This is a genomic window from Rhizobium sp. A37_96, from assembly GCF_053521765.1.
The window spans coordinates 277,973-293,321 of record NZ_JBNWDS010000001.1 but is presented as its reverse complement, the minus strand read 5'-3'; the positions used below and the strand labels follow the sequence as shown (position 1 = coordinate 293,321).

At 61.2% G+C, this 15,349-nt stretch carries 15 protein-coding genes; 12 read left to right on the top strand and 3 right to left on the bottom strand.

The window, feature by feature from the left end:
* Positions 1-64 precede the first annotated feature (64 nt).
* On the top strand, positions 65-973 hold the full coding sequence (locus ACQZ6J_RS01385; protein ID WP_449081395.1) for an AraC family transcriptional regulator N-terminal domain-containing protein: 909 nt from the start codon (positions 65-67) through the stop codon (positions 971-973).
* A 26-nt stretch (positions 974-999) separates the two neighbouring features.
* On the opposite strand, the gene ACQZ6J_RS01380 is transcribed toward ACQZ6J_RS01385, so the two are convergent.
* Positions 1,000-1,485: a hypothetical protein gene (locus ACQZ6J_RS01380; protein ID WP_449081393.1), complete on the bottom strand. Its 486-nt coding sequence runs from the start codon at positions 1,483-1,485 to the stop codon at positions 1,000-1,002.
* Positions 1,486-1,664: 179 nt separating this feature from the next.
* Here ACQZ6J_RS01380 and ACQZ6J_RS01375 point away from each other — a divergent pair, with 179 nt between their 5' ends.
* From ACQZ6J_RS01375 to ACQZ6J_RS01365, 3 genes are all read left to right on the top strand, one after another.
* A complete protein-coding gene (locus ACQZ6J_RS01375) occupies positions 1,665-2,315 on the top strand; it encodes a TetR/AcrR family transcriptional regulator C-terminal domain-containing protein (protein WP_163987624.1) in 651 nt (216 codons plus the stop codon).
* Between the two features lie 44 nt (positions 2,316-2,359).
* A complete protein-coding gene (gene ilvC / locus ACQZ6J_RS01370) occupies positions 2,360-3,379 on the top strand; it encodes a ketol-acid reductoisomerase (protein WP_163987623.1) in 1,020 nt (339 codons plus the stop codon).
* A 118-nt stretch (positions 3,380-3,497) separates the two neighbouring features.
* Positions 3,498-4,253, top strand: coding sequence for a hypothetical protein (locus ACQZ6J_RS01365; protein ID WP_449081390.1), 756 nt, complete (start codon positions 3,498-3,500; stop codon positions 4,251-4,253).
* Positions 4,254-4,356: 103 nt separating this feature from the next.
* On the opposite strand, the gene ACQZ6J_RS01360 is transcribed toward ACQZ6J_RS01365, so the two are convergent.
* Positions 4,357-4,944, bottom strand: coding sequence for a class I SAM-dependent methyltransferase (locus ACQZ6J_RS01360; protein WP_449081388.1), 588 nt, complete (start codon positions 4,942-4,944; stop codon positions 4,357-4,359).
* 158 nt (positions 4,945-5,102) lie between these two features.
* Between ACQZ6J_RS01360 and ACQZ6J_RS01355 the strand changes: the two genes are divergently transcribed.
* A complete protein-coding gene (locus ACQZ6J_RS01355) occupies positions 5,103-6,332 on the top strand; it encodes an aminotransferase-like domain-containing protein (protein ID WP_449081386.1) in 1,230 nt (409 codons plus the stop codon).
* A gap of 94 nt (positions 6,333-6,426) precedes the next feature.
* Here ACQZ6J_RS01355 and ACQZ6J_RS01350 read toward each other — a convergent pair whose 3' ends face one another.
* Positions 6,427-7,485, bottom strand: coding sequence for an aldo/keto reductase (locus ACQZ6J_RS01350; RefSeq protein WP_449081384.1), 1,059 nt, complete (start codon positions 7,483-7,485; stop codon positions 6,427-6,429).
* Between the two features lie 173 nt (positions 7,486-7,658).
* Between ACQZ6J_RS01350 and ACQZ6J_RS01345 the strand changes: the two genes are divergently transcribed.
* The 7 genes from ACQZ6J_RS01345 (at position 7,659) to ACQZ6J_RS01315 (ending at position 15,323) form a co-directional block, all read left to right on the top strand.
* Positions 7,659-8,639 (top strand): ABC transporter substrate-binding protein, encoded by a 981-nt coding sequence (locus tag ACQZ6J_RS01345; protein ID WP_449081382.1) that lies wholly within the window; start codon positions 7,659-7,661, stop codon positions 8,637-8,639.
* A gap of 16 nt (positions 8,640-8,655) precedes the next feature.
* Positions 8,656-10,350, top strand: coding sequence for an ABC transporter permease (locus tag ACQZ6J_RS01340; RefSeq protein WP_449081380.1), 1,695 nt, complete (start codon positions 8,656-8,658; stop codon positions 10,348-10,350).
* Positions 10,338-11,369: an ABC transporter ATP-binding protein gene (locus ACQZ6J_RS01335; RefSeq protein WP_449081378.1), complete on the top strand. Its 1,032-nt coding sequence runs from the start codon at positions 10,338-10,340 to the stop codon at positions 11,367-11,369. Before ACQZ6J_RS01340 ends, ACQZ6J_RS01335 begins: the two co-directional genes overlap by 13 nt.
* Before the next feature lie 77 nt (positions 11,370-11,446).
* Entirely contained in the window at positions 11,447-12,442 is a 996-nt protein-coding gene (locus ACQZ6J_RS01330; protein WP_449081376.1) for an isopenicillin N synthase family dioxygenase, read from the top strand.
* Positions 12,443-12,493: 51 nt separating this feature from the next.
* Complete coding sequence (locus ACQZ6J_RS01325; RefSeq protein WP_449081374.1) at positions 12,494-13,609, top strand: endonuclease/exonuclease/phosphatase family protein; 1,116 nt, start codon at positions 12,494-12,496, stop codon at positions 13,607-13,609.
* Positions 13,606-14,343 (top strand): NUDIX hydrolase, encoded by a 738-nt coding sequence (locus tag ACQZ6J_RS01320; RefSeq protein ID WP_449081372.1) that lies wholly within the window; start codon positions 13,606-13,608, stop codon positions 14,341-14,343. Before ACQZ6J_RS01325 ends, ACQZ6J_RS01320 begins: the two co-directional genes overlap by 4 nt.
* Before the next feature lie 62 nt (positions 14,344-14,405).
* The gene (locus tag ACQZ6J_RS01315; protein WP_449081370.1) at positions 14,406-15,323 is read left to right on the top strand and encodes a PhzF family phenazine biosynthesis protein; all 918 of its coding nucleotides are present in this window, start codon (positions 14,406-14,408) and stop codon (positions 15,321-15,323) included.
* Positions 15,324-15,349: the final 26 nt, after the last annotated feature.

The window sequence follows — 15,349 nt, the reverse complement described above, 5'->3', positions numbered from 1 at the left end:
TTTTGCCGGCGGCAGAGGCCACCTAGATAAGTGTCGACAGGCTCTCAAAAACAATCGGTTGCGCATGACACTGCCCTTCAATCCCAATCAGGAACTCGCTTCCATCGTTGCACGTTTCGCCGTGGAGGACGGGGAGTTCGCCACGCCGATCCCCAGCGTCACTCTGCATCGGCAATCGGCGGATACGCCGCTGCAGCACAGGGCCTACCGGCCGGCTTTTGCCGTGGTCGTTCAGGGCCGCAAGTCCCTGACGCTCGGCGCCGACACCTTTCACTACGGCGCCGGGCAATATGTGCTGACCGCGCTCGACCTGCCGGTATCGACGCAGATCACCGGCGTTGCCAATGCCACGCCCTATCTCTGTTTCGCCATGTCGCTGGAAAGTGACCGCTTGAACGAGTTGCTGTCACGGGTCAGCATTCCGCGCCAGGCGTTGACCGGGGATGCGATGCGCGGCCTTGCCGTCAGCCATGCCCCGCCGGAGCTTCTCGATGCGACCCTGCGGCTGATCAGGCTGCTGGACACGCCGGACGACATACCGGCCATGGCGCCCTTGATCGAACAGGAAATCCTCTATCGTCTCCTGACCGGTCCGGATGGGCCGCGGTTGCTGCAGATCGCCACGGCGGAAGGGCAGAGCAACAGGGTGGCGCGTGCCGTCAGTTGGCTGCGCAGCAACTTCGCCCAGCCGTTGCGCATCGAGGAGCTGGCCGAACGCGTCGGCATGAGCGTTTCGTCGCTGCATCATCATTTCAAGGCGGTAACCGCGATGTCGCCGATGCAATATCAGAAGCAGCTTCGGCTTCATGAGGCGCGGCGGTTGATGGTCGTCGAGCAACTGGACGTCGGATCGGCCGGTCACCGCGTCGGATATCAGAGCCCTTCGCAGTTCAGCCGCGAATACAGCCGTCTCTACGGCCTGCCGCCCTTGAAGGATGTCGAGGCCATGCGCAGCGCGGCGGCAGCGGAATAGGCTTCGACCCTATCTCCGGCCTTCGATCAACTGATGGGAGTACCGCATTCGCCGCCATCCCAGGTGTAGCTGGGAGCGGCACCCTGCGATCCCCACAGGCCCTCGAAGCGTTGATAGTCCGATGTGAAGCGGATTATCAGGGACCCCATTCCGTATTTGTCGAACCAGCGTAGCGTTCGCGTCGTGCCGCTGGCCGTCCCGACTTCGGACAGCGTTCCGATTGTCGTCGTTCCATCGTCGTCGAAGCGATAAGTCCCTGAGATGTGACCTTGCCCGTCGACTTGCATGGAGGTTTCGGCCTCGAGCAGTTCTCCGCTCGATAGAAGCTTGCCGCAGTAGCGTCCGGCGGGTCCGGCGCCCAGCTCTACCGTTGAGTGGCCTGAGGCGGGCAGGGGAAGCAGGCCGGCTGCAAGGCAAATTCCTGTGATGCGGACGAATATACGCCGCTTGTCTCCAACAGGCCGCGCGAGGCTACCGGATGTTTCGGAGGGAAGCGATTGCTCTATTTTCATCGGGGTTTTCCAGCGGACAAGCAGATGCGTCGCAAGCTCTAGCTGCCGCATGCATCCGCCGACAAGCACTCTCATTTTTTGGCGCAGTGCAGCAACGAATTCCGCTTGACGACCGCTTTGCCGTATAGCATAAAGCGTCGCGAACCGTACGGTACGGTACGCATTTGGGAGTGGCCATCGTGCTGAGCGAAGTAGGACAGTCGAGCGAGTTTTCGCCGCGCCAGAACGCCGTTCTGGAACAGGCGCTGCGTCTGCTCGTCGATGGCGGCGAAAAGGCGCTGACGACTTCGGGCGTCGCACGCGCCGCCAATTGCTCCAAGGAAAGTCTTTACAAGTGGTTTGGCGACCGCGACGGTCTGCTGTCGGCAATGATCGCCTATCAGGCGAGTAAGGTCCGTACCTTCGAGCGCAATGGCGAGCGGCTGAATGCAGCGAGCCTGCACGACCATCTCGTCATTTTCGCCCGCGATCTGCTGGAAGTGCTGGCCGGCGACGTGTCGCTCGCATTGAACCGCCTGGCGATCGGCCAGTCCAATCGCGACGGCTCCAAGCTCGGCAAGCTTTTGCTGGAGCGCGGCCGCCGGCAGATCGACCGCCGCGCCAGCGGTCTGATCGACGCCGGCAAGCGGGCAGGGCTGCTGCGCTTTACAGATGCCGACGAGGCATATCATACGCTTTACGGGCTCATCGTTTCCGACCTGCATGTCCGCATGCTGCTCGGCGAGCCCGGTTTGAAGGATACCAGCCGTCAGGCGGAAAAGGCGGTCAGCGCCTTCCTCCGGCTTTACGGCACGGAAAAGGTACTGGCGGACGCGGCAGCGACCGTCTGACAATTCGAAATCTGTACCCAGACAAGCAAAGGGAAGGACAAACAATGCGCGTCTATTACGATCGTGATGCCGATCTCAACCTCATCAAGTCGAAGAAGGTCGCCGTCATCGGCTACGGTTCGCAGGGCCGCGCCCACGCGCTGAACCTGAAGGACAGCGGCGCACAGAACGTTGCGATTGCGCTCAAGGCCGGCTCGGCTACCGCCAAGAAGGCTGAAGCCGACGGCTTCAAGGTCATGACTGTTGCGGAAGCCGCCGCCTGGGCCGACCTGATGATGATGGCGACCCCGGACGAACTGCAGGCCGACATCTACAAGTCCGAAATCGCTCCGAACATTCGTGACGGCGCTGCGATCGCCTTCGCACACGGCCTCAACGTTCACTTCGGCCTCATCGAGCCGAAGGCTTCGGTCGACGTCGTCATGATCGCGCCGAAGGGCCCGGGCCATACGGTTCGCGGCGAATACCAGAAGGGCGGCGGCGTTCCCTGCCTCGTTGCCGTTCATCAGAACGCTTCCGGCAACGCTCTTGAACTCGCTCTCTCCTACGCCTGCGGCGTTGGCGGCGGTCGTTCCGGCATCATCGAAACCAACTTCCGCGAAGAGTGCGAAACCGACCTCTTCGGCGAACAGGTCGTCCTGTGCGGCGGTCTCGTCGAGCTCATCCGCGCTGGTTTCGAAACCCTGGTCGAAGCCGGCTACGCACCGGAAATGGCCTATTTCGAATGCCTGCACGAAGTAAAGCTCATCGTCGACCTGATCTATGAAGGCGGCATCGCCAACATGAACTACTCGATCTCGAACACGGCCGAATGGGGCGAATACGTCTCCGGCCCGCGCATCATCACGGCTGAAACCAAGGCTGAAATGAAGCGCGTCCTCAAGGACATCCAGACCGGCAAGTTCACCTCGGACTGGATGCAGGAATACCGTTCGGGCGCTGCCCGCTTCAAGGGTATCCGCCGCCTGAACGACAGCCACCAGATCGAAGAAGTCGGCGCCAAGCTGCGCGGCATGATGCCCTGGATCGGCAAGAACAAGCTGGTCGACAAGGCCGTCAACTAAGATTTCTATACAGTGAACTATTGAGTACGGGCCGAGGAGGGAAACTTCCTCGGCCTTTGAGTTTCTGCTGCCTAATCCGAGCTGGCGAGCTATTCGTGAATTCGCTATAGAGTTGTATATGAGAGCGGATGAAGCTAATTTGGTCGGGGCGGCGACCAGGCTGCAGGGGTGCTGGCAGGTAGCCTATGCAGCGTTTGCTGGATATCCATCCCCTGAAAATCTGGATGCATCGCCACTAGGTGATGCAGAGAAGATCTTTCACGACTTGCGTTCGGCACCGCTGGCGAACTTGAGTGGAAAAGCGCTTGGCGGCTATGCCATGAGTGCAATGACCACCGTTGGGGGTGCCGACGACTACAGGCATTATCTGCCGCGCATTTTGCAGCACGCTCTTGCGACACCAGGTGAACCCGGTTTTGATCCGCTGATGATCCTCTCGAAGCTGGAATATGCTGACTGGCGCCAATGGCCGGCAGCAGAGCGCCTCGCAATCGGGAACGTTTTTCACGCGTCGTGGGTTTATGCGCGGTTGCAACATCCCGATGAACTCGACGCGATGAATTGGTTCATATCCGCAATTCGCCTCGAAGAGGATGTCAGATCCGTTCTGGACGCGTGGCTGTCCAATCTGACACCGAATTCCGTCCTACAACTCGCCGATGTCATCAGTCGGTCGGGCGATCTGCCTTATGGCCGCACTTTCTGGGAAGATCTTGATTTGGCGACCAGGCGCACGATTGTCGACTGGCTTTGCGGTGATGCATTGCAAGCTGCCATGATGGCCGTAGTCGACGAGGTAGCCGAGAGAGATATGTGGCGCATCGATTCCATCGAGGCTGCCCTGGTCTTTTTGCGCAGCACGCCCTGCCGCTAACTCGGGTTTGGAGCGGCTGGCAGGGTAAGTTTCGCCTGGGCCAGCGGAGCCGGCTCCAGGCGACTTTGGGTGATGAGAGCAACAATTAAGGTCGCGCCACCCTCTATTTTTGTGCGGAGACATAGAGCCATTTCGTCGGCTTGCCGTCGAAGCCGCCGCCATCTGCTTCGGTCATCGCTATGTCTCGCCAGCCGCCTTTGCTGAGGAGAGCGGTCAGCCATTTGGCCGAGGGATAATTGTAGTAGCGGCCGAGGGTATCGTGCCCTTCTGCATCGCCGGCCTTGAAACTGCTGTGGAAGATGCCGCCGTCCTTCAGAGCACGCAGAATTCGGCCGAAGATATTCGGGAGGTCGGATCGCGGTACATGAAGGAGACTGGCCTCAGCCCATATGCCGTCGAACGCGGCACGGGCGTCGAGCGTCTCGAACCGCATGATCCGGACCGGTCTGCCGATCAGCTTCTCGGCTTCACTTGCAAGCTCCGCCGAACCATCTGTCGGGGCGATGTCGAAGCCGCGCGACAGCATATAGGCCGCATCCTGACCGGCTCCGCAGCCCAGTTCCAGGATGGATGCACCAGCGGGAAGGGCGGCAAGAAAGGCATCGAGCCGGCTTGTCGGGAGGTTGCGTTCGCGTGCCGCATAGATGCTGGCATTGTCGGCGTAGAACGATGATGTCGGGTCCGCGCTCATGATCTCTTTTGTCTCAGTTACTCGGGCTTAGAGGCCCATTCCTATCAGGAAAATTTGTGATTTTCAGAGGCAATGAAAACAAATTAGGTCAGCATTGTTGACTTATCTTTTGTTGCGTGATTTTGTGTCAGAAAGACCAAAAATTACGAGGAAGCCCCATGTTGAATTGGGAAAATATCTTTGCGACGCGCTCGAGCCGTATGCGCGCCTCCGAAATCCGTGAGCTGCTGAAGCTGCTGGAGCGGCCGGATATCATCTCGTTCGCAGGCGGCATTCCCGATCCCGCATTGTTTCCGGATGCGGAATTCAAGCAGGCCTATGCCGACATCTTTTCAGGCCCCACGGTGAACGCGGCGCTGCAATATTCGGTCAGCGAAGGCTACAAGCCGCTGCGGGAATGGTTGGTCGGACAGATGGCCGCGCTCGGTGTGCCCTGTGAGCTCGAAAACGTCTTCATCGTTTCCGGTTCGCAGCAGGGTCTCGACTATCTCGGCAAGCTCTTCCTGTCGCCGAAGGATACGGCACTGGTGACGGCGCCGACCTATCTCGGCGCGCTGCAGGCCTTCAATGCCTATGAGCCGACCTATGACCAATTGACGCCGAACGGCAACCGCACGCCGGATTCCTATAGCGCAGCCGCCACGAAAGCGGGGGGCAGGGTGAAGTTCGCCTATCTCTCGGCCGATTTCGCCAACCCGACCGGCGAGACAGTCGATCTGGCCGGCCGCGAGAAGCTGCTCGATCTTGCCGAAGAGCTGGATATCGCCGTCATCGAGGATGCCGCCTACCAGTCGCTGCGTTATGACGGCGAGGCGATCGCGCCGATCCTGGCGCTGGAGATCGCCCGCAAGGGCCATATCAACGACACCCGGACGATCTATTGCGGCAGCTTTTCCAAGACTTTGGCGCCGGGTCTTCGCGTCGGCTTCGTCGTCGCCAATGCGCCTGTCATCCGCAAGCTGGTGCTGATGAAGCAGGCAGCCGATCTGCATTCCTCGACCATCAACCAGATCGCCATCCATCAGGTTGCCGAACGTGGTTTCGATGCGCAGGTTGCCAAGGTCCGCAAGACCTATAGCCACCGTCGTGACTGTATGCTGGCGGCGCTCGCCAAATATATGCCGGACGGGGTCAGCTGGACGAAGCCGCAGGGCGGCATGTTCGTGTGGATCACCCTGCCGAAGGGCATGGATGGCGCGAAGCTGCTCGCAAGATCGCTGGAGACGGCGAAGGTTGCCTTCGTTCCCGGCCAGGCCTTCTTCGCCGACGGCACTGGTGCGAATACGTTCCGCGTCAGTTTCTCCTGCGCCAATGACGAGATGATCGAAGAGGGCATTTCGCGGCTTGGCAAGTTGATTGCCGGCGAGATCGGGGCGATGGCGGCCTGATCTCAACCTTCTCCCGGAGGGGAGAAGGGCAATCGTATGTGAAATGAAATCGTTGCCGCGCAACTCCTTCTCCCCGAGGGGAGAAGGAGTCTCTTTATTTTGCCAGATGCGGGCCGATCAGCGAGAGATCTGCCTCGCTCAACCTGTCGCCGGCGGTGTTGCGCTGATGCCAGTATGGATACATCAGCGGCGGCAGGCTGATATCATCGAGCCGCTTGCGCTCCTCGTCCGTCAGCTTGAGCTCGGCGCTGGCGAGATTGTCCTTGAACTGGGCTTTCGTGCGGCCGCCGATGATGACCGAGGTCACGCCCTTGCGGCCGATGAGCCAGGCAAGCGCCACCTGGGCAGCCGAGACGCCACGGCCTTCGGCGATTTCCACCAGCGTATCGACGATATTCCACAGGCGATTTTCATCGCGGATCGGCGGTTCCGTCCAGCCGGCGAACTGGCGCGTGCCTTCCGGCGTTGCCTGATTGCGGCGATGCTTGCCCGAGAGGAGGCCGCCGGCAATCGGGCTCCAGACGAGGATGCCAAGACCCTGGTCGATGCTGATCGGTACCAGCTCGTTTTCCGCGTCGCGCGCTTCCAGCGTGTAGTGGATCTGCTGGCTGACGAAGCGTTCGCGCCTGTCGCGCTCGCTGACTCCGAGCGCCTTCATGATGTGCCAGCCGGAAAAGTTCGAGCAGCCGATGTAGCGGACCTTGCCTTGGCGAACCAGTGTGTCGAGCGCTTCCATCGTCTCTTCCAGCGGGGTCTGGCCATCCCATTCATGCAGCTGATAGAGGTCGATGACATCGGTCTTCATGCGCTTCAGGCTCGCTTCGCAGGCCTGAATGAGATGCTGGCGGGAAGAGCCGGTATCGTTGACACCAGGGCCCATCGGGAAGCGGGCCTTGGTGGCGATGAGCACGCCGTCCTTGCGCGGGCCGCCGATGATCTCGCCGAGGATTTCCTCTGAGGCGCCTTGCGAGTAGACGTCGGCCGTGTCGAGCAGGTTGACGCCGGCATCGACGCACATATCCACAAGCTTCTTGGCTTCCTTGACGCCGAGATCGCCGACGGTTTTTGCCCAGCCGACTCCGCCGAAGGTCATGGTGCCCATGGTGATGGTGGAAACTTTGAGGCCGGAGCGGCCAAGCAGGCGATATTCCATCGATCTATTCTCCTCGATCCCATTCTGAAATACGTGCCTCAGAAAATAGCGCCGGATGACGATGGTCAAGTTTCAATCATCATATGAACAGCAATCTGTTCAAATTCAACTGTCACAATCATGTTAAGCCGCGCGTCTACAGAACCTTCCTACAACTCAGCCGAGGACGTTTTATGAAGACCTTTGTTTCCGCCTTTGCCGGCCTGTTGGCCATTGCCCTTTTCTCCGGCGGTGCCAATGCCGCCGATCTCGTTCTTTATACCAGCCAGCCGAACGCTGACGCGCAAGCCACCGTCGACGGTTTCATGGCCGCCAACCCCGGCATCAAGGTCGATTGGGTTCGCGACGGCACGCCGCAGATCATCGCCAAGCTTCAGGCTGAAATGCAGGCCGGCGCTCCCGTTGCCGATGTTCTGCTGATCGCCGATACGGTGACGCTGGAGCGCCTGAAGGAAGCCGGCAAGCTCCTGGCCTACAAGTCGCCGGAAGCCGCGAACTACGACGCCTCGCTCTACGACGCAGACGGCTATTACTATTCCACCAAGCTGATCACGACCGGCATCGTCTACAACACGGCTGCCGCAATGAAGCCGGCAAGCTGGCAGGACCTGGTGAAGCCGGAAGCCAAGGGCCTCGTTTCCATGCCGAGCCCGCTTGCTTCGGGTGCCGCTCTCATCCACGCGCAGACGCTCGCCGGCGTCAGCAGCCTCGGCTGGGACTACTACAAGAACCTTGCCGACAATGGCGCGGTCGCTTCGGGCGGCAACGGCGCGGTTCTCAAGGCCGTCGCTTCGGGCGAGAAGGCCTATGGCATGATCGTCGATTACATGCCGATCCGCGAAAAGGCCAAGGGCGCCCCGCTGGAATTCGTGTTCCCGAAGGAAGGCGTTTCGGCCGTCACCGAGCCGGTCGGCATTCTCGCCGGTACGCAGCACGCCGATGCGGCCAAGAAGTTCGTCGATTATGTCCTGTCCGAAAAGGGCCAGGAAGGCTTCCTTAAGCTCGGCTATATTCCGGCCCGCAACGGCACGCCGCTGCCGGAAGGTTTTCCGGCGCGTGACAGCATCAAGGTTTTGCCGTTGAATGCAGCCGATGCTCTCAAGAATACGGATCAGGACCTGAAGACCTTCTCCACCTACTTCACGTCGAAGTAATCCGCCCGGATTTGGAATGTACGGATATGTGCGTAAGGGAAACAGCCAGCCGGCCTGGCTGTTTCCTTTTGTTGTTGCTGTCGTGCTGCTGCTCAGCGTCCTGCCGCTGGCGCGGCTGGCGCTTGCCGGTATCGAGGCGCTGTTGCGCGGCGGCACCTATGAACTCATCACCGATCCCGCGCTCTGGCGCTCGGCTTGGTATACGATCGAAACGGCCGTGCTCGGCACCATCGTTTCCGTGGCTCTCGGCTGCCTCTTTGCTTTTCTGCTGACATTGACCGATCTTTCCGGCAGGGGGCTTCTCGGCTTTCTTTTCGTGCTGCCGATGATGATCCCGCCGCAGGTGACGGCGCTTGCCTGGGTGCAGATGTCCGGCCCATCGAGCCCCCTGCTGAAAGCGCTGCACATCGCGCCGCCGCTCGGCTCGCCGCAGCCGCTCTATTCGGTCGGCGGTATTGCGCTCCTTTACGGCGTTCAGCACGCGCCGCTGGTCTATCTGGCGCTGCGGGCGGGGCTGATGGCGCTGCCGCGCGACGGCGTCGAGGCTGCGAGGCTCTCGGGCGCGTCCGGCCTGCGCGTCTTCCGCGATATCATCCTGCCCTTGTCGCTGCCCGGTGTCATCGCCGGAGCCGCGATTGCCTTCGTCTCTTCCATCGGCAATTTCGGCATACCCGCGATCCTCGGCATACCCGCCTCGATCTATACGCTGTCGACGCTGATCTTCACCAAATTCTCCAACTTCGGCCCGCGCACGTTCGGCGACATCGCCGTGCTGTCGATGATGATCGCCGTCATCGCCGTGGCTGGGCTTGCCGTGCAGGGCAGGGCCCTGAAGGGGCGGGACTATCGCGTCATCGGCATTTCCGGCGCGACGGCCGCCTTTTCGCTTGGCCGATGGCGCTATCTTGCCATGCCGGTGCTTTGCGGCATCCTGTTCGTGATGCTCGTCGCTCCCTTTCTGGCGCTGGTCGCCGGTGCGCTGGTGCCGACCTATGGCGTGCCGCTGACCTTCAAGACAGCTTCGCTGAACGCGTTTACGGAAATCCTGTTTCGGCAGAGCATAACGCGCATCGCCTTTTCCAATTCCCTGTTCCTGGCGGGCATGACGGCGCTTGGTCTCCTGCTGGTTACAGTTCTCGCCGCCTATGCGTTGACCCGGCGCAAGGACATGCTGAGCCGCATCGTCGGCGGCATGATCGAGATCCCATATTCGCTTCCGGGCATCATCATCGCCGTCTGCTTCATTCTGGTGTTTGCAGCCCCGCTGCCGATCCTCAACGTTACGCTTTACGGCACGATCTGGATCATCCTGCTCGCCTATTTCTCCGCCTACTTCGCCGTCAGCCTGAAGCCGGTCATGAGCGCCTTCCTGCAGCTCGACCCGGCGCTCGAGGAGGCCGCGCGTCTCTCGGGCGCAGGGTTCTTCCGTCGCCTTGCCGATATCATCGTGCCGCTGATCGCGCCGGCGGCCGGCGCATCGGTGATCCTGGTCTTCCTGATTGCCTGCAACGAGCTGACCGTTTCGGCGCTGCTCTGGTCGGCGGGCACGCAGACGCTCGGCGTCGTGATCTACAATCTCGACGATGGCGGCAGCGCCGATCTTGCCTCCGCCATGTCTGTCATCGTCATCGCCATGGTCGTCATCATGATGGTGCTTCTGGAAATCATGGCCAAGCGCCTGCCGAAGGGAGTGGTGCCTTGGCGAAGCTGATCCTCAATCACATCAGCAAGGATTTCGGCACGGGCGGCCGTGCTGCCGTCAACGCCTTGTCGCTCGACGTCCGTGAAGGCGGCTTCCTGGCGCTGCTCGGTCCTTCCGGCTGCGGCAAGACGACCGTTCTCAGAATGATAGCCGGCTTCGAGCAGCCGACGGACGGCTCCATCCATCTCGGCGAGCGGCTGCTGGCCGATGCCGCGAACATGCTGCCGCCGGAACGACGCAACATGGCGATGGTGTTCCAGTCCTACGCGCTTTGGCCGCACATGAACGTCGCCGACAATGTCGGCTATCCGCTGAAGGTGCGCGGCATCTCTGGCGAGCGCTACCGCGAAAAGGTGCGCGAGGCGCTCGTGACCGTGCGGCTTGGCGACTATGCGGAACGCAGACCCGCCGATCTCTCCGGCGGCCAGCGCCAGCGCGTGGCGCTCGCTCGCTGCCTGGTGACATCGCCCGATGTCGTGCTGCTCGACGAGCCGCTCGCCAACCTCGACCGCCATCTCAAGAAGGAGATGGAGGAGACGTTCCGCGAGTTTCACCAGCGCTCGGGCGCAACCATGGTCTACGTCACGCATGACCAGAGCGAGGCCATGGCGCTCGCCACCGACGTCGCCGTCATGTCCGAGGGGCGGCTGTTGCAGGTGGCGCCGCCGGCCGAGATCTATGCGCGGCCCGAGGGGCGGATGGTCGGCGGTCTTGTCGGGCAGGGCGCCATCCTGTCGCTGGCTTTTCGCGATGGCGAGTCGCGCCGCATCGACTGGCCAGCCTTCAGAGGCATGTGGGATCAACAGTCGGAAGCCTGTGGGCAGACGGATATCCTCGTGCGGCCGGAGGATGTGGTTGCCGATGCTGAGGGTATCGCCTGCCGGGTCGTTTCCGTTCTCTATGAGGGCGAGCGCTATGCCATACGGCTGTCGATGCCGGATGGGCAGATGCTGCGGGCCTATAGCCGTGAGGCAGTCGCCGCGGGCGATGTCTATCCGGTCGCCATCCGTTCGGCCTGGCGGCTTTGAGCTGGCGGGGGACAAGAAGGTTGTTCCCTGTCGTCTCCTATGCTTGATTTGCTCGACGTCACGAAGGGGAGTCGCGCATGTCCGATCATAACTTTCCGATTTTCGATCTCGGCGCCTTCGAGGCGGCCGGTCACGACGAAAAAAAGCGCCTCGGCGCGGAGGTGGATCGGATATGCCGCTCGACGGGCTTCCTGGCGATTGCCAATCACGGCGTCGCGGATGCGGTTATCGCCGAGGTTTGGAAGAAGACCCAGGCGTTCTTCGATCTGCCGGCCGAGGTGAAGCAGCGCGCCAAGACGCTCTATCCCGGCTATCCCTATGGCTATCTCGGGCCGGGGACGGAAGCTCTGGCGAAATCCCGCAATGTCGATACTCCGCCGGACCTGAAGGAAAGCTTCAATGGTGGTCCACTTTCCGTTCCCGCAGGCATAAGCGATCCGGAAGCGCTCGGCTTCTGCTATGCCGCCACCATCTGGCCGGAAGAGCCTGAAGGGTTCGTGCAGGCGTGGAAGGCCTATTACGGGGCGATGGAGGATCTGGCGGCCCGCATCATGCGGGTATTTGCAACCGCGCTCGGCCTCGACGAGCATTTCTTCGACGCCTATGTGGACGCGCCGATCAGTGCGCTGAGGGCGCTGAACTATCCCGAGCAGCATGTGCCGCCCGAGCCGGGCCAGCTTCGCGCCGGGGCGCACACCGATTATGGCAGCCTGACGATCCTTTTGCCGCAGCCCGGCTCGAAAGGGCTTGAGATTATTGCGCCCGATGGTCGCCGGACGCCGGTGCCGCCTGTTGAGGGTGCCTTCGTCATCAACATCGGCGACCTGATGGCGCTCTGGACCAACGACCGCTGGGTTTCCACAGTGCATCGCGTCGTCAATCCGCCGCCGCAGGAGGGCGGCATGCAGCGGCGGCAATCCCTGGCCTTCTTCCATCAACCGAACTGGTTTGCCGAGATCGCCTGCCTGCCGTCTTGTTTGAGAGCAGGCGAGGAGCCGAAATATGCGCCCGTTCTTTCCGGGCCGTACCTGATGGGCAAGTTCAAATCGACCGTTACGCCCAAAGCCGGGTGATGCCGACCGAATGAGCCGGCTCACATTCTTCTTCATAAATCGGAATGCTTCATGTCCCTGCGTCTTGCGACCTTCAATGTCGAAAACCTTCTGACCCGTTTCGATTACACCGGTTTTCGCAATCAGCTGCGCCAGGATCGCGTGCTGCAGCTCTTCGACGTCCGCAACGAGGAGGTCTATCAGCAGCTGGAGGCGGCGCGCGTGGTGGCCGCGACCGACGATACCAGGCAGATGACGGCGCTAGCGATCGCGGACGCCGATGCCGATATCATCTGCCTGCAGGAAGTCGACAACATGGCGGCGCTGCAGGCGTTCGAATATGGCTACCTCTATCGCATGGTGGGCAACGGCTATCGGCAGAAATACCTTATCGAGGGCAATGACAGCCGCGGCATCGATGTGGCCGTGATGATGCGTGAGGAGACGCGCGACGGCCAGCCGATCGTGCTCAACGACATCAAGAGTCACGCCATGGTGACGTACGGCAATTTCGGCCTTTTCAACGATGATCTGGCGGAGCTCGGCCATCATTCGGAAGACAAGATCTTCAAGCGCGATTGCCTGGAACTGCATCTTCACATCGGCGGCGTGCCGTTTTCGCTCTATGTCGTGCATCTCAAATCGATGGGGCCGGCGCGCGAAGGGATGGATGGGCGCCGCGCGACCATGCCCATACGCCGCGCCGAGACGATGGCGGTGCGTCGCATCATCGAGAGCCGCTTCGGTGCCGGTCACACGGCGACGAAGAATTTCGCCATCTGCGGCGACATGAACGATTACCAGGAATGGGTCGATGTCATCGGCACGCGCCGCGCGGGCTATCGTTTCGAACCGCGCAACGAGGAGAACGGAAGCGCGCTCGATATCTTCAGCCAGGATGGTTTCGTCGAAAATGCGATGCGGCGACGGGACGCGCTCGACCGTTGGACGCTCTACCATGCGCGCGGGCCGCAGGAGCAGCGGCTTTGCCAGCTCGACTATATCTGGCTGTCGCCGGCTCTGGCACGCGCCAATGCAACGCGTGTTCCCGATATCGTCCGGTCGGGCCAGCCTTTCCGCACCATATTTCCACCGGGGCAGGAGGTGGAGCGCTATCCGCGCGTCGGCTGGGACAGGCCGAAAGCCTCGGACCATTGCCCCGTCGTCGTGACATTGGATTTGATATGACCGTTTCAAAACAGAACGACAGGGCCGGCTGGCCGCCGGAAAGCACCGTATTTCCCGTTTCCAGCATCGAGCTTGCCGTGCTTTCGGGCGAGCATCCCTTTCATATACGTGAGCAGGCGGCGGCGCAGGAGAACTGGGCAAGGGAAATCGTCGCCAATCCATCGCTTTTCGACGGCCGCATGATCTTCCAGCACCGACTGTCGATCGCCGATGGTGCCGTGAAAGGGGAGGCCTATGTGACACCCTTTTCGACGTTTCTCTGGTGGCGAAAGCAGAGGCCGCCGGGAGGCTTTCACCTCTTTGCCTTTGCTGTCGCGGTTTCCTCGGACGGAGCGCTCATCGCGATCCGCATGGCGCCGCACACGGCCAATCCCGGCCAGGTCTATTGCGCCGCAGGATCGATGGATGAGAACGACATTGTCGACGGGCATTGCGATGTCGAGGGTAACATGCGCCGCGAGGTGCTGGAGGAGACCGGCCTCGACCTGAACGACGCGGTTCCCGAGTCCGGATATTACGGCACGCACGTAAACCGCTCGGTTACGCTTTTCCGCATTTTCCGCTTTCCCTGGACCGCCGAGGATATGCTGCGGCGGATCGAAGCGCATATGCTCGTTTCCGAAGAGGACGAGGTCGACGGGGTGGTCGCGATCCGATCGGCCGACCCGGCGGCGCATCGCTACAATATTGCGATGCTGCCCATTCTCGCCTGGTTCTTCGGCGAGAGGAAATAGCTTGGGCTTGCGCCGGGGGCGCTTGCCGGTATGGTTAGACTGAAAGCATGATGGAGGCAGGATTGGCGCGCAGCTACAGTGTCTATGATGTGTTCACCGACAGCAGGCTGGCGGGTAATCCACTGGCGATCATCTTCGATGCCGAGGGCTTGAGCGACGAGGCGATGCAATCGATCGCCCGGGAGTTGAACCTTTCAGAGACGGTGTTCGTGCTGCCGCCGCAAAATCCGGCCCATACTGCAAATCTGCGGATATTCACGCCCGGCCGCGAGCTGCCCTTTGCCGGGCATCCGACGGTCGGTACGGCGATTGCCCTGGCGGAGAGAGCCCATGCCAGCCATGGCGGCGAGCTTGATCTCGTTTCCGTGCTGGACGAGCGCGTCGGGCCGGTGCGCTGTGCCATCAAGCTACGGCAGAACAAGGCGAGCTTTGCGGAGTTCGACCTGCCGAAGAAATCGCAGCAGATCCTTTTGCCGCTCGACAAGGCCGACATCGCCAATGCGCTCAGCCTGAAGATCACCGAGATCGGTTTCGAGAATCACGTTCCGTCCATATGGAGCGCCGGCGTGCCGTTCCTTCTGGTGCCGGTGCACGATATCGGTGCGGCCGAACGGCTGGAGTTCGACGCGCAGCTTTGGGAGAAGACGGTTCCCTTTGTCGACGGCGCGCTTGCCTCGGCTTTCATCTACTGCCGTGGCGGCGTCAATCATTCAGCCAAGTTTCATGCACGCGTTTTTCCGATCGGCATGGGGATCGTCGAGGATCCGGCAACGGGTTCCGCGGTCGCCGCGATGTCAGGAGCCATCAACCAGTTCGATGCCCTGCCGGACGGGCATCATCCCTTCATCATCGAGCAGGGCATAGAGATGGGCCGGCCGTCGCTGATTCACCTTCATGTCGATGTCGAGGGCGGGCAGATCGCAAATGCGCGGATTGGCGGCCAAGCGGTGCGTATTGCGTCCGGAATTCTTGAGCTTTGATTTTATTGGATTTTTTGCGGATCCTG